General features: G+C 65.4%; 16 protein-coding genes. 10 read left to right on the top strand and 6 right to left on the bottom strand.

Translation table 11 applies throughout. From position 1 onward, the window contains the following. The first annotated feature begins 54 nt into the window (after positions 1 to 54). The gene (locus tag AC1ZV1_RS27575; RefSeq protein WP_484294533.1) at positions 55 to 1,038 is read left to right on the top strand and encodes a CE1 family esterase; all 984 of its coding nucleotides are present in this window, start codon (positions 55 to 57) and stop codon (positions 1,036 to 1,038) included. Here the strand turns inward: AC1ZV1_RS27575 and AC1ZV1_RS27570 are convergent. Further along, positions 1,035 to 1,781: a metallophosphoesterase family protein gene (locus AC1ZV1_RS27570; RefSeq protein ID WP_484294532.1), complete on the bottom strand. Its 747-nt coding sequence runs from the start codon at positions 1,779 to 1,781 to the stop codon at positions 1,035 to 1,037. The two genes, AC1ZV1_RS27575 and AC1ZV1_RS27570, sit on opposite strands and share 4 nt — an antisense overlap. A gap of 172 nt (positions 1,782 to 1,953) precedes the next feature. On the opposite strand from AC1ZV1_RS27570, the gene AC1ZV1_RS27565 reads away from it, so the two are divergent. Next, entirely contained in the window at positions 1,954 to 3,258 is a 1,305-nt protein-coding gene (locus tag AC1ZV1_RS27565) for a ferredoxin reductase family protein (protein ID WP_484294531.1), read from the top strand. A gap of 5 nt (positions 3,259 to 3,263) precedes the next feature. Here the strand turns inward: AC1ZV1_RS27565 and ligB are convergent, their stop codons facing one another. From ligB to AC1ZV1_RS27550, 3 genes are all read right to left on the bottom strand, one after another. After that, positions 3,264 to 4,931 carry an NAD-dependent DNA ligase LigB gene (gene ligB / locus AC1ZV1_RS27560; protein ID WP_484294530.1) on the bottom strand — a complete coding sequence of 556 codons (1,668 nt, stop codon included), beginning with the start codon at positions 4,929 to 4,931 and terminating at the stop codon, positions 3,264 to 3,266. 148 nt (positions 4,932 to 5,079) lie between these two features. Continuing rightward, entirely contained in the window at positions 5,080 to 6,270 is a 1,191-nt protein-coding gene (gene metK / locus AC1ZV1_RS27555; protein WP_484294529.1) for a methionine adenosyltransferase, read from the bottom strand. Between the two features lie 17 nt (positions 6,271 to 6,287). Then, the gene (locus tag AC1ZV1_RS27550; protein WP_484294528.1) at positions 6,288 to 7,289 is read right to left on the bottom strand and encodes an ArsR/SmtB family transcription factor; all 1,002 of its coding nucleotides are present in this window, start codon (positions 7,287 to 7,289) and stop codon (positions 6,288 to 6,290) included. A 224-nt stretch (positions 7,290 to 7,513) separates the two neighbouring features. On the opposite strand from AC1ZV1_RS27550, the gene tkt reads away from it, so the two are divergent. From tkt to AC1ZV1_RS27510, 8 genes are all read left to right on the top strand, one after another. After that, positions 7,514 to 9,511 carry a transketolase gene (gene tkt / locus AC1ZV1_RS27545; protein WP_484294527.1) on the top strand — a complete coding sequence of 666 codons (1,998 nt, stop codon included), beginning with the start codon at positions 7,514 to 7,516 and terminating at the stop codon, positions 9,509 to 9,511. 59 nt (positions 9,512 to 9,570) lie between these two features. Then, on the top strand, positions 9,571 to 10,617 hold the full coding sequence (gene epd / locus AC1ZV1_RS27540; RefSeq protein WP_484294526.1) for an erythrose-4-phosphate dehydrogenase: 1,047 nt from the start codon (positions 9,571 to 9,573) through the stop codon (positions 10,615 to 10,617). Between the two features lie 28 nt (positions 10,618 to 10,645). Then, positions 10,646 to 11,809 (top strand): phosphoglycerate kinase, encoded by a 1,164-nt coding sequence (locus AC1ZV1_RS27535; RefSeq protein ID WP_484294525.1) that lies wholly within the window; start codon positions 10,646 to 10,648, stop codon positions 11,807 to 11,809. 424 nt (positions 11,810 to 12,233) lie between these two features. Further along, positions 12,234 to 12,569, top strand: coding sequence for an MliC family protein (locus AC1ZV1_RS27530; protein ID WP_484294524.1), 336 nt, complete (start codon positions 12,234 to 12,236; stop codon positions 12,567 to 12,569). 119 nt (positions 12,570 to 12,688) lie between these two features. After that, complete coding sequence (gene fba / locus AC1ZV1_RS27525) at positions 12,689 to 13,753, top strand: class II fructose-bisphosphate aldolase (protein ID WP_484294523.1); 1,065 nt, start codon at positions 12,689 to 12,691, stop codon at positions 13,751 to 13,753. 85 nt (positions 13,754 to 13,838) lie between these two features. Continuing rightward, positions 13,839 to 14,270, top strand: coding sequence for a hypothetical protein (locus tag AC1ZV1_RS27520; RefSeq protein WP_484294522.1), 432 nt, complete (start codon positions 13,839 to 13,841; stop codon positions 14,268 to 14,270). A 37-nt stretch (positions 14,271 to 14,307) separates the two neighbouring features. Then, positions 14,308 to 15,078, top strand: a complete 771-nt coding sequence (locus AC1ZV1_RS27515; RefSeq protein ID WP_484294521.1) for a class I SAM-dependent methyltransferase — start codon at positions 14,308 to 14,310, stop codon at positions 15,076 to 15,078. A 50-nt stretch (positions 15,079 to 15,128) separates the two neighbouring features. After that, positions 15,129 to 15,623, top strand: a complete 495-nt coding sequence (locus tag AC1ZV1_RS27510) for a YgjP-like metallopeptidase domain-containing protein (RefSeq protein WP_484294520.1) — start codon at positions 15,129 to 15,131, stop codon at positions 15,621 to 15,623. On the opposite strand, the gene AC1ZV1_RS27505 is transcribed toward AC1ZV1_RS27510, so the two are convergent. Beyond that, on the bottom strand, positions 15,617 to 16,084 hold the full coding sequence (locus tag AC1ZV1_RS27505; RefSeq protein WP_484294519.1) for a hypothetical protein: 468 nt from the start codon (positions 16,082 to 16,084) through the stop codon (positions 15,617 to 15,619). The two genes, AC1ZV1_RS27510 and AC1ZV1_RS27505, sit on opposite strands and share 7 nt — an antisense overlap. Before the next feature lie 176 nt (positions 16,085 to 16,260). Next, a complete protein-coding gene (locus AC1ZV1_RS27500; protein WP_484294518.1) occupies positions 16,261 to 18,690 on the bottom strand; it encodes a penicillin-binding protein 1A in 2,430 nt (809 codons plus the stop codon). Positions 18,691 to 18,803 lie beyond the last annotated feature (113 nt).

The raw sequence follows: 18,803 nt of genomic DNA, 5'->3' as shown, positions 1-18,803 counted from the left end.
CTCAGGACAAGACCGGGGCTGCCAGGGCCCGTCGCGCGGGCAAGGAGGTGCGGTATGCGGGTGGCGATGCGGATCGTTCAGGTGCTCATCGCGCTGCTGGTGCTGGTGCTGCTGGTAGGTGGCTGGTGGTACGTGCCCGGTGAGCTGCTTCAGCAGCCGGTACTCACTGGCAGCAGCGAGGACGCATCGCTGCGCCAGGGCGAGCGGCGGCGCAGCTATGTGCTCTATGTGCCACGGAAACTGGCCGAGCGCCCCGCGCTCCTGGTGGTGTTGCACAGCTCGCAGAGCAATGGCGAGCGCATGCGCCGCGACACGGGCTACCGCTTCGATGCCCTGGCGGATCGCGAGGGCTTCCTGGTGCTCTACCCCGACGGTTTCGAAGGGCACTGGAATGACTGTCGGCGCGCCGCGTCCTACAGCGCTCGGCGTCTCGACATCGACGACGTCGGCTTCCTCTCCCGGATGATCGACGGCCTGCTGCGCGAACGCGGCGTCGATCCTGCACGGGTGTTCGTCACCGGCTACTCCAATGGGGGACAGATGGCCCTGCGGCTGGCTGCCGAAGCGCCGGACAAGGTCGAGGGCGTCGCTGCCGTGGCTGCGAGCCTGCCCAGCGCCGACAACGATGCCTGTCGTCCAGCCGAACAACCCAGGGCCGCGCTGCTGATGAACGGTACGCGAGATCCTGTCAATCCCTATGCGGGCGGTCGGGTCACGCTGTTCGGCTTCGGTGATCGCGGCAACGTGCTCTCCGCCGAGGATTCGGCCCTCGCGCTGGCGCGACGCAATGGCCAGGGCGGCGAGCCGGATGTGGACAGGCTGACCCAGCCGGGCCCTGTATGGACGCAGCGGCAGCGCTGGGACAATGGTGGTGGCCCGCCTGTGGAGCTGGTGACGGTATTCGGCGGCGGGCACCTCGTTTCGCAGCCGCTCTATCGGCCGCCGCGACTGCTTGGCCAGGCCGATCCGGAGCTGGACGGGCCCGGCGAGATCTGGCGGTTCTTCAGCGAGTTGGCGCGCAACGAGCCGGCACGTTAGAGGTCGATCACCCGGCGAGGATCGAAACCGCTGTCCTCGCCCGGATAAGCGCCGGGGTTGGCGATGATGCGGGCGTTGCCGATGCGGTAGTCCAGGCACTCGTGGACATGTCCGTGGATCCACAGGTCGCAGCGCTCGGCGAGGTCTTCCAGGTTCGAGGCGAAGGCGGGCGACAGCGCATCGCCGACGTATTCGGCCGGGATGGAGCGCGCGCTGGGGGCGTGATGGGTGACGATCACCGTCCGGCCAGCGAAGGGTTGTCCCAGTTCCGCGTCCAGCCACTCGCAGGTGGCACGGCAGAATGCCTGGCTCATCTCCGGGGTGAAGGGCTGGGTGAAATGGTCGATGGTGCTGAAGTCCGGCATCAGCAGTCGGGCCTGCTCCTTCGCCAGCGCCTCAGCGCGCGTGCCGTAGAGCTGGAAGTCGGTCCAGAGGGTAGCGCCGAGGAAACGCACGCCGCCGAGGACAACCGCGTCCTTTTCGAGGAAGTGGATATCCAGCGCACGGGCCAGGTTGCGCATGGCCTGGGTCAGGTCCGGCAGGTCGGAGTGGTAGAACTCGTGATTGCCGGCGACATAGATGACCTCGCTGTCAGGAAATTCTTCGCGGGCCCAGTGCAGACCCTGCAGATGCTCGTGAATGTCCCCGGCCAGCACGACGACGTCCGCAGGGGCCGGCGGCAGTTCGCGGCGGCCAGTGGGGAAGTGCTCGTGGTGAAGGTCGGAGAGGACTCGCAGGCGCATGGGATTTAACGGAGCTGTAGGAAGGTGCCGAGCATAACGAAGGACGTTGCGTTTGACATGGGTCATGGCATTGCCGATGCCTACCTAAAGACCTTTCATTATTAAGGGATAATTCAGAAGAATCCTTCAGCTTCCGCTTGGGCTTGCTGCTTTGGCGCCCCAAGGAGGACTCATGAAACTCATCTGGATCGTACTTCTGGCCGTCGCGGCCACCTTTGGCCTGGCACTGTTCGTCGACCCGCCGGCAACGCTGGACATCTGGGTCGTGCGCAAGCAGGCCATTCTCTTTACCGGTGTCGCGTCCTTTGCGCTGATGTCGCTGATCATGCTGCTGGCAGTGCGTCCGGTATGGCTGGAAAAGCCGCTGGACGGCCTCGACCGCATGTACCGGGCGCACAAGTGGGCGGGCATCCTGGCCATCGTGCTGGGCCTGCTGCACTACCTGATGGAGCTGGGCGGCCCGTTGCTCGCCGAGTTCATCGCCAAGCCGGCCAAGGGGCCCCGAGTGGAAACCTTCCTCGACGTGTTCCGCGGCTCGGCCAAGGACCTGGGCGAGTGGTCAGCCTGGCTGCTGGCGGCAATGCTGGTCATCACGCTCTGGCAACGCTTCCCGTATCACGTGTGGCGCTACGTCCACAAAACCCTCGCAGTGGTCTATCTGGTGCTGGCATTCCACGCTGTGGTGCTGGCCCCGGCGGGTTACTGGTTGCAGCCAATCGGCTGGCTGGTGGCGCTGTGCGCTGCAGTGGGCAGCCTCTGTGCGCTCTGGTCGCTGGCCGGGCAGATCGGTCGCCGGCGTACCCACGATGGCGTCGTGGTGGCGATCGAGCGTCCCGGCGAACGCATGCTGGAAGTGACCTGCAAGCTGCAGGGGCGCTGGCAGCATCGTGCTGGCCAGTTCGCCTTCCTGACCTGTGATCGCCTGGAGGGGCAGCATCCCTTCACCCTCTCCAGCGGTGACCTGGGCAATGGCGAGGTGCGTTTCAGCATCAAGGCGCTGGGCGATTACACGCAACGCCTGCAGGACAGTCTGAGCGTCGGCGACCCGGTGAAGGTGGAGGGCCCCTACGGGCGCTTCGACTTCCGCCGCGACAAGGGCGAGCGGCAGGTGTGGATCGCCGGTGGTATCGGCATTACGCCGTTCCTGGCCTGGCTCGAGTCGCTCCAGGCGCGGCCGGATGACTGCCCGGACGTGACGCTGCTGTATTGCGTGCGTTCGCCCTCCGATGCCATCTACGCGGGCCGCCTGCGCGAGTTGTGCGCACAACTGCCGCGCATCGACTTGCGTGTGCACTACAGCGAAAGCGAAGGCTACCTGCAGGCGAGCGACCTGGGGCTGCAGCCCGGTGCGCAGGGGCGCTGGCCGAGTGTCTGGTTCTGCGGGCCGCAAGCGCTGGCCGAGTTGCTGCGTCGCGACCTGCGCCGCCAGGGGATGCCGAGCGGCCGCTTCCACCAGGAAGCCTTCCAGATGCGCTGACGCGCTTAGAAACCGGCGACGCCGATGTCGTGCAGTTGATCGCGCAACTGCACGACCTCCGGTGCCTTGAAGAAGTCTTCCAACTGCTTCGCGCGAACCTTGCCGATGCCCGGTTGCTCCAGCCATTGAGCCGCGCTGCGAGCGGCCAGGGCTGGCCATTCTTCACCGGCTGGGTGGTGGTTCGGAGAGGGGGCACCGAGTGCGCGCAACCAGGTCGCGAATGAGCGCTGGCGAGCGAGCTGGAACTGTTGGTACAGACTGCTCGCGCTGCGCTCGGCGAGGCCGGGCACCTTCCCCAGTTGCTCCGGCGTCAGTCTCATCCAGTCGAGCATGCCCGGCAGCAATCCGGCCTCATGCAGGCGCCTCCAGGTTCCTGGCCCGACGCCGGAAAGTCCCAGTCCATTCTTGCCGCCCAGCCACTCCAGGCGGGCGAGGAACTGCTCCGTGCAGCCTTCCGCCGGTTGCCAGCAGGACAGGGCGTCGTACTGTCCGTCTACGGGAGCGCTCACCTCGGGGCGAGTCGGTGAGCGCCAGACCACGCCATCCAGTCGTGGGATCGTCAGGCCGGCGAGGGCGATGGCGACCTGATCACCCGGGCGGACATCGAGGCTTCGCCAGCGTTTGAGCGAGCCGGCGCCAACGCGCTGGATGGTCCGCCCGTCCAGTTCCACTGGCGCGAGATGCAGCACGGGCGTCACTCGCCCGCTGCGCCCTACCTTGAATTCCACGCGCCGGACGTCGGCCAGCGCCTGCTGATGCGGGTACTTCCAGGCCACTGCCCAGCCCGGTGTCTGTGCGCTCCACGCTCCGCCCGGTGGGCGGCGGCCCTGGCGAATGACGATGCCGTCGCTGGCAAAAGGCAGTGGCTGGCGGTACCAGCGTGTGCGCCAGGCCTCGATCTCGGATTGGCTCGCCACCGCTTCGGTCAGGTCGGCGCTGTCACCGAATCCCAACTGGCGCAGGCGCGCCAGGCGCAGCGGCATCTCCAGCGGACCCTCGGGCAGTTCCCAGACGAACAGCCCTATCTGCGCCCCGTCCTCGCCCAGTGTCTTGCGCGCCATCAGCCCGGCGACCTTGCCGCGGGCACCGGCACCACCCTGGGTGGCCTGCACGTGGTGCGGCAGGCGCCAGTACAGCTCGCCCTGCAGCACCAGTTGGCCGCGCTCGCCGGGCAGTTGTCCGGGGATGGCCGCAATCTGCCGCGCGTTGGCGGTCCAGTCCTGACCGGCGCTGCCGTCACCGCGACTGATCGCCTGCACGAAGCGGCCGTTGTGGTAGATCAGCGTGACCGCCACGCCGTCGACCTTGGGCTGCACCCAGAGGTCGTCGCGGTGGCTCAGCCAGTGGCTTACGGCCGCGGCATCGGGAAGCTTGTCGAGACCGGTGTGGGCGAACGGATGGCGGATCTCCCCGGTGCTGCTGGCCAGTGGTGCCTCGGGTTCGGTGCGGACGTGCGGGAAGCAGGCCTGCCACTGCCGGAGGCGTTCGCGGGCCTGGTCGTAGAGCTCGTCGGCGACGGGGGACTGGCCGTCCCGGTGGTAGGCGTCGTCCCAGCGCGCGAGCTGCGTGCGCAGCGCCTCGATCTGCCGGGGCGCCTGCTCGGGCGGCCAGTCAGGGCAGGCCTGGACGAGGAGGGGAAGGCACAACAGAAACGCGAGGACTGGGCGAGGCATGGCGAGTGTCCGTGCAGCGGAAACCTGCAAGGCTAGGGACGCAAAGCGGTGGTCGATGCCCGGATGGGAGTGGATTCTTCGGATCGGGCTGTGGGAGACCGGAAACAAAAAAGCCCCGCCGAGGCGGGGCTTTTCCTGCTACCGGATCTTACAGGCCGGCGGCGTCACGCAGGGCGGCGGCCTTGTCGGTGCGCTCCCAGGTGAAGGCGGTGAAGGTGTCGTCACCGTAGGTCATTTCGAACGGGTTGCGACCGAAGTGGCCGTAGGCCGCGGTCGGCTGGTACATGGGGTGCAGCAGGTCGAGCATCTTGGTGATCGCGTACGGACGCAGGTCGAAGTGCTCGCGGACCAGCTGGATGATCTTGTCATCGCTGATCTTGCCGGTGCCGAAGGTGTTGATCGAGATGGAGGTCGGCTGGGCCACGCCGATGGCGTAGGACACCTGGATCTCGCAACGCTCGGCCAGGCCGGCGGCAACGATGTTCTTGGCCACGTAGCGGCCGGCGTAGGCAGCGGAGCGGTCGACCTTGGACGGGTCCTTGCCGGAGAACGCGCCACCACCGTGACGGGCCATGCCGCCATAGGAGTCGACGATGATCTTGCGGCCGGTCAGGCCGCAGTCGCCCACCGGGCCGCCGATCACGAAGTTGCCGGTCGGGTTGATGTGGAACTGGGTGTCCTTGTGAAGCAGTTCGGCCGGCAGCACCTGCTTGATGATCAGCTCCATCACGCCTTCACGCAGGTCCTTGTAGCTGACTTCCGGGTTGTGCTGGGTGGACAGCACGATGGCGTCGATGCCGACGACCTTGCCGTTCTCGTAGCGGCAGGTGACCTGGGACTTGGCGTCCGGGCGCAGCCACGGCAGCAGGCCGGACTTGCGAGCCTCGGCCTGGCGCTCCACCAGACGGTGGGAGAAGCAGATCGGTGCGGGCATCAGTACATCGGTTTCGTTGCTGGCGTAGCCGAACATCAGGCCCTGGTCGCCAGCGCCCTGGTCTTCCGGCTTGGCGCGGTCGACGCCCTGGTTGATGTCCACCGACTGCTTGCCGATGATGTTCAGCACGCCGCAGGTGGCGCCGTCGAAGCCGACGTCGGAGCTGTTGTAGCCGATGTCGATGATGACCTTGCGCACCAGCTCTTCCAGGTCGACCCAGGCGGAGGTGGTGACTTCACCGGCGATGATCGCGACACCGGTCTTCACCAGGGTTTCGCAGGCCACGCGGGCGTATTTGTCCTTGGCGATGATGGCGTCGAGCACCGCATCGGAAATCTGGTCCGCGATCTTGTCCGGATGGCCTTCGGAGACGGATTCGGAGGTGAAAACAGAGTATTCGCTCATCTAACGGTTCCTATCATTTACCGGTGGGTGAGGACGCTTCGCGAATCCGGTTTGGCGAAGTGCCGCACCTGGATCTGAAAGCCATTACGTAAACCGATGTACACACTTTCGCCGGACGCGAGCCCGGCGGCGTCGGCCCAGAGGGCCAGGTCTTCCTGTTCGAACCCCAGCCAGAGATCACCACAGGCCTCGCGGGCCCAGCTCTGGTCGTGGCTGCAGAGTTCGGTCACCAGCAGGCTGCCTCCGGGTTTCACCAGGTGCGCCAGCTGCTTCACGGCCTCCGCCGGCGCGGCGAAGTGGTGCAGCACCATGTTCAGCACCACGCAGTCCGCCGCGTCGTTGACGTCCTGCAAGGCGTCGCCCAGCCGCAGCCGGACATTGGTCAAACCTTCGCTGGCGCAGCGTTGCCGCGCCATCTCGAGCATGGTCTCGCTGTTGTCCAGCGCCGTGACCTGATCGAAACGCCGGGCCAGTTCGGGAAGGAATCCACCGTCGCCGGGCCCGACTTCCAGCGCCGTGGCGCTGGGGGCGAAGCTCAGTGCATCGAGCAGCGCCAGTACGCTTTCGCGGTATTGCGGCAGTCCTGCGATCAGGTCCTGGGTCGCCTGGAACTTCTCCGCGCTGCGCGCGAAGTAGTCACGGCTGACGGCGGCGCGCTGGGCGTGGACGCCGTCGATACGGGCGCTGACGTCATCGGCCAGTGCCAGTTCGTCGACCTCTTCGAGCAGTGCTCCGTGCAGCGTGCCACCCAGGCTTTCGCCCTGCGGCAGGGCGCGGCGATAGAAGATCGCGTTGCCTTCGCGGCGGGTGGCGACCAGGCCGGCCTGGGCCAGCACCTTCAGGTGGTGGCTCATGCCCGACTGGCGGACACCGAAGATATGCGCCAGCTCCAGCACGCCGAAGGAGTCGTTGGCCAGCACCCGCAGGACGTTCAGCCGTAGCGGATCGCCGCCGGCCTTGCACAGGGCAGCCAGCTGGTCGCAATCGTCGTGGCGGATTTCGGGCAGGCGCAGACTCATAGGTCGCGCAGTCTAGTCGTGGCTTTCGGGGTGGGCAAGAGCTGTATCAAAAAGTTTTGATATTGGCGGATGAGTGGTTTTTGACCAGCCGGGCTACGTCCGGGCGTGCCTTGCATCAGGCATCTGCCGATCTGTCATTGCCCCGCAGGGCCCGGCTGGGCGAAAATACCGGCCTTTTTTCATTCCCTTCGATCTTTCGAAGCAGCCCCCGCAGGAGATTAGCGATGCCCAGCCGTCGTGAGCGAGCCAACGCCATCCGCGCACTGAGCATGGATGCCGTGCAGAAAGCCAACAGCGGCCATCCCGGCGCCCCCATGGGCATGGCGGATATCGCCGAAGTCCTCTGGCGCGACTTCCTCAAGCACAATCCGAGCAACCCGCAGTGGGCTGACCGTGACCGCTTCGTGCTGTCCAACGGTCACGGTTCGATGCTGATCTACTCGCTGCTGCACCTCACCGGCTACGACGTCACCGTCGATGACCTGAAGAATTTCCGCCAGATGCATTCGCGCACCCCGGGCCACCCGGAGTACGGCTACACCGCTGGTGTCGAGACCACCACCGGCCCGCTGGGCCAGGGTATCGCCAATGCCGTGGGCATGGCGCTGGCCGAGAAGGTGCTGGCTGCACAGTTCAACCGCGACGGCCACAGCATCGTCGATCACTACACCTACGCCTTCCTGGGCGACGGCTGCATGATGGAGGGCATCTCCCATGAAGTCGCCTCGCTGGCCGGCACCCTGCGCCTGAACAAGCTGGTCGCCTTCTACGACGACAACGGCATCTCCATCGATGGCGAAGTCCACGGCTGGTTCACCGACGACACCCCAAAGCGTTTCGAAGCCTACGGCTGGCAGGTGATCCGCAACGTTGACGGCCATGACGCCGACGAAATCAGGACTGCCATCGAGACTGCCCGCAAGAGCGACGCGCCGACCCTGATCTGCTGCAAGACCATCATCGGCTTCGGCTCGCCGAACAAGCAGGGCAAGGAAGAAAGCCACGGCGCCGCCCTGGGCGTCGACGAAGTGGCCGCCACCCGCGCCGCGCTCGGCTGGAACCACGCGCCGTTCGAGGTTCCTGCCGACATCTACGCCGAGTGGAGCGCCAAGGACACCGGCGCCACCCGTGAGGCCGAGTGGAACAAGCGCTTCGCCGCCTACCAGGCCGCGCACCCGGAACTGGCCGCCGAGTTCGAGCGCCGCGTTGCCGGTGAGCTGCCAGCCGACTTCGCCGAAAAGGCCGCTGCCTATGTCGCCGACGTCGCCCTGAAAGGCGAAACCATCGCCAGCCGCAAGGCCAGTCAGAATGCCCTGAACGCCTTCGGCCCGCTGCTGCCGGAACTGCTGGGCGGCTCCGCCGACCTCGCCGGTTCCAACCTGACCCTGTGGAAGGGCTGCAAGGGTGTGAGCGCCGACGACGCCAACGGCAACTATCTGTTCTACGGTGTGCGCGAGTTCGGCATGAGCGCCATCATGAATGGCGTGGCCCTGCACGGCGGCTTCATTCCCTATGGCGCGACCTTCCTGATCTTCATGGAATACGCCCGCAACGCAGTGCGCATGTCCGCCCTGATGAAGCAGCGCGTGCTGTACGTGTTCACCCACGACTCCATCGGTCTGGGCGAAGACGGTCCGACCCACCAGCCGATCGAGCAACTCGCCAGCCTGCGTCTGACCCCGAACCTGGACACCTGGCGCCCGGCGGATGCCGTGGAGTCCGCGGTGGCCTGGAAGTACGCCATCGAGCGTGCCGACGGACCGTCCGCGCTGATCTTCAGCCGCCAGAACCTGCCGCACCAGCCGCGCGACGCCGCCCAGCTGGCCGACGTGGCCCGTGGTGCCTACGTGCTGAAGGACTGCGATGGCGAGCCGGAACTGATCCTGATCGCCACCGGCTCCGAAGTCGGCCTGGCCGTGCAGGCGTTCGACAAGCTCAGCGCCGAAGGCCGCAAGGTGCGCGTCGTGTCCATGCCGTCCACCAGTGTCTTCGACCAGCAGGACGCTGGCTACAAGCAGGCCGTACTGCCGGTTCAAGTCGGCGCGCGCATCGCCATCGAAGCTGCCCACGCTGACTACTGGTACAAATACGTCGGCCTCGAGGGGCGCGTCATTGGCATGACTACCTTCGGTGAGTCGGCCCCGGCCCCGGCGCTGTTCGAGCACTTCGGCTTCACCGTCGAGAACGTGCTGGAAGTCGCCGCCGAGCTGCTCGAAGCCTGACGAGCGCCTGAGCCTGCCGGGGCGTCTCGCGCCCCGGCAGCGATCACCAAGGGATAACAATGTCCAAGCGCCCTTACCGAGTTGCCCTCAACGGCTACGGCCGTATCGGCCGCTGCGTGTTCCGTGCCCTGCACGAACGCGGCGCCAAGGCTGATTTCTCCATCGTCGCGCTGAACGACCTGGCGGACCTGGCCAGCCTGGAATACCTGACCCGCTTCGACTCCACCCACGGCCGCTTCCCCGGCGAGGTGAGCGTGGACGACGGTTGCCTGCATGTAGGCGGCGACTGCGTGAGGGTGTTCCGTGAAGCCGAACCCGAGGCGATCGACTGGCGCGCCCTGGACATCGACCTGGTGCTGGAATGCTCCGGTGTCTACAACACCCGCGCCGACGGTCAGCGCTTCCTCGGTGCAGGTGCGCCGCGGGTGCTGTTCTCCCAGCCGATGGCCAGCGAGGCGGACATCGACGCCACCGTGGTCTTCGGCATCAACCAGCAGGGCCTCTCCGGCGCCGAGACGCTGGTGTCCAACGCCTCCTGCACCACCAACTGCAGCGTGCCGCTGCTCAAGCTGCTGAACGAGGCGGTGGGTATCGAGTACGTCTCGATCACCACCATCCACTCGGCGATGAACGACCAGCCGGTGATCGACGCGTACCACCATGAAGACCTGCGCCGCACGCGTTCGGCCTTCCAGTCGGTGATCCCGGTGTCCACGGGGCTGGCGCGCGGCATCGAGCGCCTGCTGCCGGAACTCGCTGGGCGAATCCAGGCCAAAGCCATTCGGGTGCCGACGGTGAACGTCTCGGCTCTGGACATCACCTTGCAGGTCTCTCGCGACACGTCTGCCGAAGAGATCAACCGCGTGCTGCGCCAGGCCGCCACCGAAGGCCCGCTGAAAGGCCTGCTGGCGTACACCGAGCTGCCCCACGCCAGTTGCGATTTCAACCACGACCCGCACTCGGCCATCGTCGATGGCAGCCAGACCCGCGTTTCCGGCCCCCGCCTGGTAAACGTGCTGGCCTGGTTCGACAACGAGTGGGGGTTCGCCAACCGCATGCTCGACACTGCAGGGCACTTCCTGCGTGTCGCCGCTACCGAACGTTAATCAAACAGCCCCAACAGGACTGACTGTCATGACCGTGTTGAAGATGACCGACCTCGACCTCCAAGGTAAGCGCGTACTGATCCGCGAAGACCTCAACGTTCCGGTGAAGGACGGTGTGGTCAAGAGCGACGCGCGCATCCTGGCCTCGCTGCCGACCATCAAGCTGGCCCTGGAGAAGGGCGCGGCGGTGATGGTCTGCTCGCACCTGGGCCGTCCGACCGAAGGCGAGTTCTCCGCGGAGAACAGCCTGCAGCCGGTCGCCGACTACCTGTCCAAGGCCCTGGGGCGTGCCGTGCCGCTGGTCAAGGACTACCTGGACGGTGTCGAGGTGAAGCCGGGTGAGGTCGTGCTGTTCGAGAACGTGCGCTTCAACAAGGGCGAGAAGAAGAACGCCGACGAGTTGGCTCGGCAATACGCCGCCCTGTGCGACGTGTTCGTCATGGACGCATTCGGCACCGCCCACCGCGCCGAGGGTTCGACCCACGGCGTGGCCAAGTTCGCCAAGGTCGCTGCGGCCGGCCCGCTGCTGGCCGCCGAACTGGAAGCGCTGGGCAAGGCCCTGGGCAATCCGGCCCGCCCGATGGCTGCCATCGTCGCCGGCTCCAAGGTCTCCACCAAGCTTGACGTGCTGAACAGCCTGGCGCAGATCTGCGACCAGTTGATCGTCGGCGGCGGCATCGCCAACACCTTCCTCGCCGCGGCGGGCCACAAGGTCGGCAAGTCGCTGTACGAGGCCGATCTGGTCGATACCGCCAAGGCCATTGCGGCCAAAGTCAGCGTGCCGCTGCCGGTGGACGTGGTCGTCGCCAAGGAGTTCGCCGAGACCGCCGTCGCCACCGTCAAGGACATCGCTGACGTGGCCGATGACGACATGATCCTGGACATTGGCCCGAAGACCGCTGCCCAGTTCGCCGAACTGCTGAAGACCTCCAAGACCATCCTGTGGAACGGCCCGGTCGGCGTGTTCGAGTTCGACCAGTTCGGCGAAGGCACCAGGACCCTGGCCAAGGCCATCGCCGAAGGCACCGCCTTCAGCATCGCCGGGGGTGGCGACACCCTGGCGGCCATCGACAAGTACGGCATCGGCGAGCAGATCTCCTACATTTCCACCGGTGGTGGCGCCTTCCTCGAGTTCGTTGAGGGCAAGGTCCTGCCGGCCGTGGAAGTACTGGAACAGCGCGCCAAGGCCTGATCCTGGCGGCGCGGGCGGGCGACAGTAAAGCAAACCTCTCCGGCATACTCGGGTCACAAGCCTTGTACGGATGCCAAGGAGAACGGTTATGCGAGCTGTCACCCCTCTGCTGTCGTTTTGCCTCGTGCTGGTGGGTTGTGCCGGAAGTGGCGGAACGCCCAGCACCTGTGAAGTGATGAGCCCGCCCGCGGTCATGGTGCCCTCTGACCAGAATCGCGAGCGGGTGGAGAGCCAGAGCAGCGGCGATCCAACCCCCGGCCAGAAACCGGTGAACTGCCCCTGAGGCGGCGCCCCGAGGTCGGGATCACGACCTGACAGCACCGCCTGGGCCCGAGTGCAGGCGGTGCTGGCGTTCCTGCGGCAGGACGGGCAATCTGGCGCATTGGATATCCGGCGGCGCGTCCGCCCGAAGGAGAGTCGCCCGATGCTGCGTTATATCGTCCCGGTCCTGGCGCTTTTGCTGGTGGCGGGTTGTTCCAGTCACTCGACAGGCGGCAAGTCTGCTGGGGACGGCGGCTGGAACCACTGGGTCTGCGACAGCGAGGCCGAGGTACGGTGGCGCTATGTCGATCCCAGCAAAACGGTGGTCGACCTGAAGCTGGGTGCGGACGACGTGGTCCATCATCTGGAAGAGGAACCTGGCGGCTCCGGCGCTTTCTATAGCGACGGGCTGATCGGCTTGAGCATCAAAGGCGACCAGGGCCTGGTTTACTGGGTCGAGAGCAACGACCTGATCGGCCGTGGTTGCAAGGCGCGCTGAGCGCCGATTGTCCGGCGCGCGCCGGAAGACTTGAACACGGCCTGCCCCTGCGGCAGGCTTCCAAACATGTAGTTAAGAGGCTCGTGTAACCGAGCCTGACTTCTGGAGAAGCGAAGACCATGGCACTCATCAGCATGCGCCAACTGCTGGACCACGCCGCCGAGTTCGGCTACGGCGTTCCGGCTTTCAACGTCAACAACCTCGAGCAGATGCGCGCCATCATGGAAGCGGCCGACAAGACCGACTCCCCGGTGATCGTGCAGGCCTCCGCCGGTGCCCGCAAATACGCCGGTGCGCCCTTTCTGCGCCACCTGATCCTCGCGGCCATCGAAGAATTCCCGCATATCCCGGTGTGCATGCACCAGGACCACGGCACCAGCCCTGACGTCTGCCAGCGCTCCATCCAGCTGGGCTTCTCCTCCGTCATGATGGACGGCTCGCTGAAGGAAGACGGCAAGACCCCGGCCGACTACGAGTACAACGTCCGCGTTACCCAGCAGACCGTTGCCTTCGCTCACGCTTGCGGCGTGTCCGTGGAAGGTGAGCTGGGTTGCCTGGGTTCCCTGGAAACCGGCATGGCCGGCGAAGAAGACGGCGTGGGCGCCGAAGGCGTGCTGGACCACAGCCAGCTGCTGACCGACCCGGAAGAGGCCGCCGACTTCGTCAAGAAGACACAGGTCGACGCCCTGGCCATCGCCATTGGCACCAGCCACGGCGCCTACAAGTTCACCAAGCCGCCGACCGGTGACGTGCTTTCCATCGAGCGCATCAAGGAAATCCACAAGCGCATCCCCAACACCCACCTGGTGATGCACGGTTCCTCCTCGGTGCCGCAAGAGTGGCTGAAGGTGATCAACGAGTTTGGCGGCGACATCAAGGAAACCTACGGCGTGCCGGTTGAGGAAATCGTCGAAGGCATCAAGCACGGGGTGCGCAAGGTCAACATCGACACCGACCTGCGCCTGGCGTCCACCGGTGCCATCCGCCGCATGATGGCCGAGCAGCCGAGCGAGTTCGACCCGCGCAAGTTCTTCGCCAAGACCATCGTCGCCATGCGTGATATCTGCATCGCTCGCTACGAAGCCTTCGGCACCGCCGGTCATGCCTCGAAGATCAAGCCGATCTCCCTGGAAGGCATGTTCCAGCGTTACGCCAAGGGTGAGCTGGTGTCGAAGGTCAACTGATCCCGCTCCGGCCTGCTCTGATTCAGAAGAGCTGAAGAGCCCCGCCCTGCGGGGCTCTTTCGTATCCGCCCAAAGGAAGTCGCCGATGCTGCGTGCCTTGCTTTCCATCCTGCTGCTGGCGCTGCTCGCTGGCTGCTCGCAACGCCCGGCCCAGCCAGTCGCGCCGTCGCCCCAGCCGCCGATGGACCTGCCGGTGGAGGCGCAGAACTGCCTGACCCACCAGGAGTGCACGCTGAAGACGTCACGCACCCTGCTGTTCGTCTTCGACTATGCAGAGGCGGGTGCCGCCCTGGTGGTGCACGAGAACCGCGTGCTCAGTACGCCGGAGAAGGCACCGAAAAAGGGCTGGCCGGCGATCCGCATCCAGCTCGCCGACCCGGATGGCGGCCGCTTCGAATTCGCCAGCGAATGCCGGCAGAAGCGCTGCCGTATCAAGGAATCGAGTCTGCTCAGCTGCTACCGTAGTTACCTGGATGGCAAGAGCAAACTCGACAGCAAGGCCTGCCGGTTCCTCTGAGCACTGGTGCTCGGGCTGGGCGGGCTCTGGAGGCACGATGACGGATGTACATGGCAGTGCGCAGGAAGGTTTTTCCCGTGAGGCGAAGGCCTATGCCCACGGGCGTCCGGATTATCCGGACGAGCTGCTGGGGTGGCTGGGTGAAGCGCTGGAGATCGGTGCTGGCAAGGATGTCGTCGATCTCGGTGCGGGCACCGGGAAGTTCACCTCGTTGCTGCTGCGCACCGGGGCGCAGGTCACTGCGATCGAGCCGGTCGCGGCGATGCGCGAGCAGCTCAGTGCCTCGCTTTCAGCCGTGAAAGTGCTGAGCGGCACGGCCCAGGCAATCCCGCTGGCAGCGGAAAGCGTCGACGCGCTGACCTGCGCCCAGGCGTTTCACTGGTTCGCTGACGAGCGGGCGCTGGAGGACATCCATCGCGTGCTACGACCTGGCGGCCACCTGGGGCTGGTCTGGAACGTGCGTGACGAGCGGGTCGACTGGGTTGCCCAGGTGACGCGTATCCTTGAGCGCTACGAGGGAAGCACGCCGCGCTTCCATACCGGCCTGTGGCGTCGCGCCTTTGCCGGGTCGCGTTTCGAGGACCTGCGCCTGCGCGAGTTCAGTTACCAGCACGTCGGCCCGCCGGAGCAGGTCATCGTCGCGCGTACACTCTCGGTGAGCTTCATCGCGGCACTGCCCGACGAGAAGAAGCAACGTGTCGCCGAACAATTGCATGAGCTGATTGCCACGCATCCGGCGCTGAAGGGGCGCAGCGAAGTCGCCTTCCCCTACCGTACCGAGGCCTACAGCACCCGTGCGCTGGCCTGAGCGGGGAATGCGGTAGACTGGCGGCTGTTTCCTCCACCAGTCGCTCCCTCATGCAGCCCCTTCGCTATCTCCAGGCCTATCCGCTCCAGCTCCAGGACCAGGTGCGCCAGCTTATCGAGCAGGACCGCCTTGGTCAGTACCTGGAGCGCCGCTACCCCGGTCGCCACGACGTGCAGAGCGACAAGGCGCTGTACGGCTATGCGATGGACCTCAAGCAGCAGTACATGCGCACCGCGCCGGCGGTGGACAAGGTGCTCTATGACAACAAGCTGGACGTCGTGCAGCGTGCACTGGGCCTGAACACGGCGATCTCGCGCGTGCAGGGCGGCAAGCTCAAGGCGAAGAAGGAAATTCGCGTCGCCTCACTGTTCAAGGAGGCGGCCCCCGAGTTCCTGCAGATGATCGTCGTGCACGAGCTGGCGCACCTGAAGGAGCGCGACCATAGCAAGGCCTTCTACCAGCTCTGCGAGCACATGCTGCCCGGCTATCACCAACTGGAGTTCGACCTGCGTGTCTACCTGACCTGGCGCGACCTGCCTCAGTAGTAAAGCCGTCCGAGGTAGAACAGCCCTGCAAACCAGGGGAGCAGCAGCGCCAGTCCCAGGTAGCGGAGTGACGCGTAGGGGCCGTTCTCCCGCCGATTGAACCAATTGATTCCCGTCAGCAGCAGTGCATAGATTGCCAGGCCTGCCAGCAGCCATTCGTATTGTTCGGGCGTGGGCGAAACCGGACCGAGGTGCGTGTGGGTGAGGTGCCATGCACACAACGCGATGGCGGGCGTGAGCAGCGCGAGCGCGACCAGCACCCGTCCCGCGAGATGCAGCAGGAAGGCGATCAGCAGCCCCGCCAGGCCAGCGCTGGCGATCAGCACGGCGAGCAGTTGGTCGAGATAGACGAGATCGGGAGTGAGTTCGAGCGAGCGGGGGCGTGCGAGCAGGCGCAGCAGCGGGGTGCCAAGCAGAAGGGCGATCAGGCAGAACAGCCAGCCAAGCAGGGTGCGCGGCATCGGGAGCTCCTGAGGACGTTGCTGCGGGAAGCCCCTGACGCGCCGGATGGGGTCGGTCGCCTGGGGTTGTTCACCGCTGCAAACGTCAGATTAATCAATGCTTTAGCTAATTTCCATGTTTTTGTCGGGAATCATTCCCGAAAATGAGAAGGCCCCTCCGGGGAGGGGCCTTTCTGTCAGAACAGGTCGATTGGTGCTTCTTCGTCCGCTGGCATGCCGCTGCCAGGCGCGCTGCCGGGGGCCAGTTCGTTCATCGACGGCGGCGTGTCCTCGTTCTTGAACAGTTCGAAGTACGCGCCCGGAGTGCCTGGAGGCGCTGCGCGGCCGGTGACCGGGTCGATACGCAGGCTGACCAGACCGGGTGGCTCGGGCAGCACATGCGATGGCTTGTCCTTGAGTGCCGCACCCATGTAGCGCATCCAGATCGGCAGGGCGACGTTGCCGCCGTATTCGGCGCGGCCCAGGCTTTCCGGCTGGTCGAAGCCGACCCAGACGGTGGTCATGAAGTCGGCGTTGAAGCCCGAGAACCAGGCGTCCTTCGAGTCGTTGGTGGTGCCGGTCTTGCCCGCCAGGTCATCGCGCTTGAGCGCCAGGGCGCGTCGGCCGGTCCCGCGCTTGATCACGTCCTGCAGCATGCTGGTCATGATGTACGCGGTGCGGGCGTCGATCACGCGCTCGGCGGCCGCCGGCTCGATGGTGGTCTTGGCCTTGCTTGGGTCGTCGTTGCCGAAGGCGTCAGTCGCGGTCGGTTGCGGCTGGGGCTGGGCTTGCTCCTCGTCGTGCGGAATGCTCGGCGGGTTGGCCTGGTACAGCAGTTGCCCGTCGCGGCTTTCGATGCGCTGGACGACGTAGGGCGCGACCTTGAAGCCGCCGTTGGCGAAGACGGTCCAGGCGCCGGCGATTTCCATCGGCGTCAGGGTTGCGGTGCCCAAGGCCATGGACAGGTTTGGCGGCAAGTCGTCCTTGTTCAGGCCGAACTTGCTGATGCAGTTGCGTGCGCGGTCCACGCCCAGAGCCTGCAGGATGCGGATCGACACCATGTTGCGCGACTTGTAGAGCGCTTCGCGCATGGGGATCGGGCCGAGGAAGGTGTTGGTGTCATTCTTCGGACGCCAGACCTTGTCCAGGTACTCGTCGTAGAACACCACCGGGGCGTCGTTGATCAGCGAGGCGGCGGTGAAACCGTTGTCCAGGGCGCAGCTGTAGATGAACGGCTTGAAGCTGGAGCCGGGTTGGCGGCGCGCCTGGGTGGCGCGGTTGTAGTTGCTCTGCTCGAAGGAGAACCCGCCGACCAGAGCCATGATTGCGCCATCCTGCGGGTTCAGCGACACCAGCGCGCTCTGTGCGGCCGGCACCTGGGTCAGGCGCAGCGATCCGTCATCCTTGCGCTGCACGCGGATCACATCGCCAGCCTGCACCACATCACTGGGTTGGCTGGGCATGCGGCCCATGCTGTTGTTGCTCAGGTAGGGGCGGGCCCATTTCATGCCGTCCCAGCCGAGGGCTTCTTCCTTGCCGTCGCGGGTCATGACCATGGCACCGCTCTTTTCGACCTGGGTGACGATGGCTGGCTCGAGGCCTCCCAGTGGGCGCTGCTGGGCAATTGCCTGGCGCCAGGCATCGCGGGTCTTGCCGGGCAGGCGGGTTTCGGGGCCGCGGTAGCCATGGCGCTGGTCGTATTCCTGCAGGCCTTCGCGCAGGGCGGTGTTGGCGTCTTCCTGGAGGTCGCTGCGGACCGTGGTGTAGACGCGGTAGCCCTCGGTGTAGGCATCGCCACCGAAGCGGCCGACCAGTTCGGCGCGGGCCATCTCGGCGATGTACGGGGCAGCCAGTTCCGGCGTCTGGACGTGGTAGGACGCGCCGACCGGCTCCTGGATGGCGGCCTGGTAGCGCGGCTGGTCGATGAAGCCCAGCTTGAGCATGCGCTCCAGAATCCAGTTGCGTCGCTCCAGGCTCCGCGCAGCATTGGCCAGCGGGTTGTAGCGTGACGGGGCCTTGGGCAGGCCGGCGATCATCGCCATCTGCGCCAGGCTCAGGTCCTTGATGGACTTCCCGTAATAGACCTGCGCGGCAGCTTCGACCCCATAGGCACGGTTGCCCAGGTAGATCTTGTTGACGTAAAGCTCGAGGATCTCGTCTTTGGTGAGCGAGCGCTCGATCTGCAGGGCGAGCAGTATCTCGTTGATCTTGCGGGAGAAACTGCGCTCGTTGGTGAGGAAGTAGTTCTTCGCCACCTGCATGGTGATAGTGCTGCCGCCAGTCTGGATGTGCCCGGTCTTCAATAATTGCGCGGCAGCACGCATCAGACTTTTGACGTCCACGCCATAATGGTTGGCGAAATTGTCATCTTCAGCCGATAACAGTGCGTGGGTGAAATCCGGGGGGATTTCGGCAAATCGAATCGGCGTTCGGCGCATCTCGCCAAACTCTGCTATCAATTTGTTATCAGCACTGTACACGCGCAACGGCATCTGCAACCGCACGTTGCGCAAGGCTTCCACGGACGGAAGGTTGGGGCTGAGGTACAGATAGGCGCCGCTGAAACTGAGCAGCAATCCACAAATAATGGTGACGCAAGTCCACCACAGAAACTTCAGCAGGCGCATCGGAAGGTCTTGGATTTCCAGAGAAAAGAAAGAGTTAAGCGGATGGCGCGGTAAAAAGGGAAAAGCTGATCACATTATAAGCAGTTTTTTTGCTGGCGAGCCATTTGCGAAGC

The sequence above is a fragment of the Pseudomonas sp. BB438 genome, assembly GCF_057180225.1.
Note: the sequence above shows the minus strand (reverse complement) of the source record. Positions and strands in the feature narration are given on the sequence as shown.

Excerpts from the sequence above, each read along its gene's own strand:
- AC1ZV1_RS27575 (WP_484294533.1), top strand. The coding sequence starts at position 55 with ATGCGGGTGGCGATGCGGATCGTTCAGGTGCTCATCGCGCTGCTGGTG.
- AC1ZV1_RS27570 (WP_484294532.1), bottom strand. The coding sequence starts at position 1,781 with ATGCGCCTGCGAGTCCTCTCCGACCTTCACCACGAGCACTTCCCCACT.
- AC1ZV1_RS27565 (WP_484294531.1), top strand. The coding sequence starts at position 1,954 with ATGAAACTCATCTGGATCGTACTTCTGGCCGTCGCGGCCACCTTTGGC.
- ligB (WP_484294530.1), bottom strand. The coding sequence starts at position 4,931 with ATGCCTCGCCCAGTCCTCGCGTTTCTGTTGTGCCTTCCCCTCCTCGTC.
- metK (WP_484294529.1), bottom strand. The coding sequence starts at position 6,270 with ATGAGCGAATACTCTGTTTTCACCTCCGAATCCGTCTCCGAAGGCCAT.
- AC1ZV1_RS27550 (WP_484294528.1), bottom strand. The coding sequence starts at position 7,289 with ATGAGTCTGCGCCTGCCCGAAATCCGCCACGACGATTGCGACCAGCTG.
- tkt (WP_484294527.1), top strand. The coding sequence starts at position 7,514 with ATGCCCAGCCGTCGTGAGCGAGCCAACGCCATCCGCGCACTGAGCATG.
- epd (WP_484294526.1), top strand. The coding sequence starts at position 9,571 with ATGTCCAAGCGCCCTTACCGAGTTGCCCTCAACGGCTACGGCCGTATC.
- AC1ZV1_RS27535 (WP_484294525.1), top strand. The coding sequence starts at position 10,646 with ATGACCGTGTTGAAGATGACCGACCTCGACCTCCAAGGTAAGCGCGTA.
- AC1ZV1_RS27530 (WP_484294524.1), top strand. The coding sequence starts at position 12,234 with ATGCTGCGTTATATCGTCCCGGTCCTGGCGCTTTTGCTGGTGGCGGGT.
- fba (WP_484294523.1), top strand. The coding sequence starts at position 12,689 with ATGGCACTCATCAGCATGCGCCAACTGCTGGACCACGCCGCCGAGTTC.
- AC1ZV1_RS27520 (WP_484294522.1), top strand. The coding sequence starts at position 13,839 with ATGCTGCGTGCCTTGCTTTCCATCCTGCTGCTGGCGCTGCTCGCTGGC.
- AC1ZV1_RS27515 (WP_484294521.1), top strand. The coding sequence starts at position 14,308 with ATGACGGATGTACATGGCAGTGCGCAGGAAGGTTTTTCCCGTGAGGCG.
- AC1ZV1_RS27510 (WP_484294520.1), top strand. The coding sequence starts at position 15,129 with ATGCAGCCCCTTCGCTATCTCCAGGCCTATCCGCTCCAGCTCCAGGAC.
- AC1ZV1_RS27505 (WP_484294519.1), bottom strand. The coding sequence starts at position 16,084 with ATGCCGCGCACCCTGCTTGGCTGGCTGTTCTGCCTGATCGCCCTTCTG.
- AC1ZV1_RS27500 (WP_484294518.1), bottom strand. The coding sequence starts at position 18,690 with ATGCGCCTGCTGAAGTTTCTGTGGTGGACTTGCGTCACCATTATTTGT.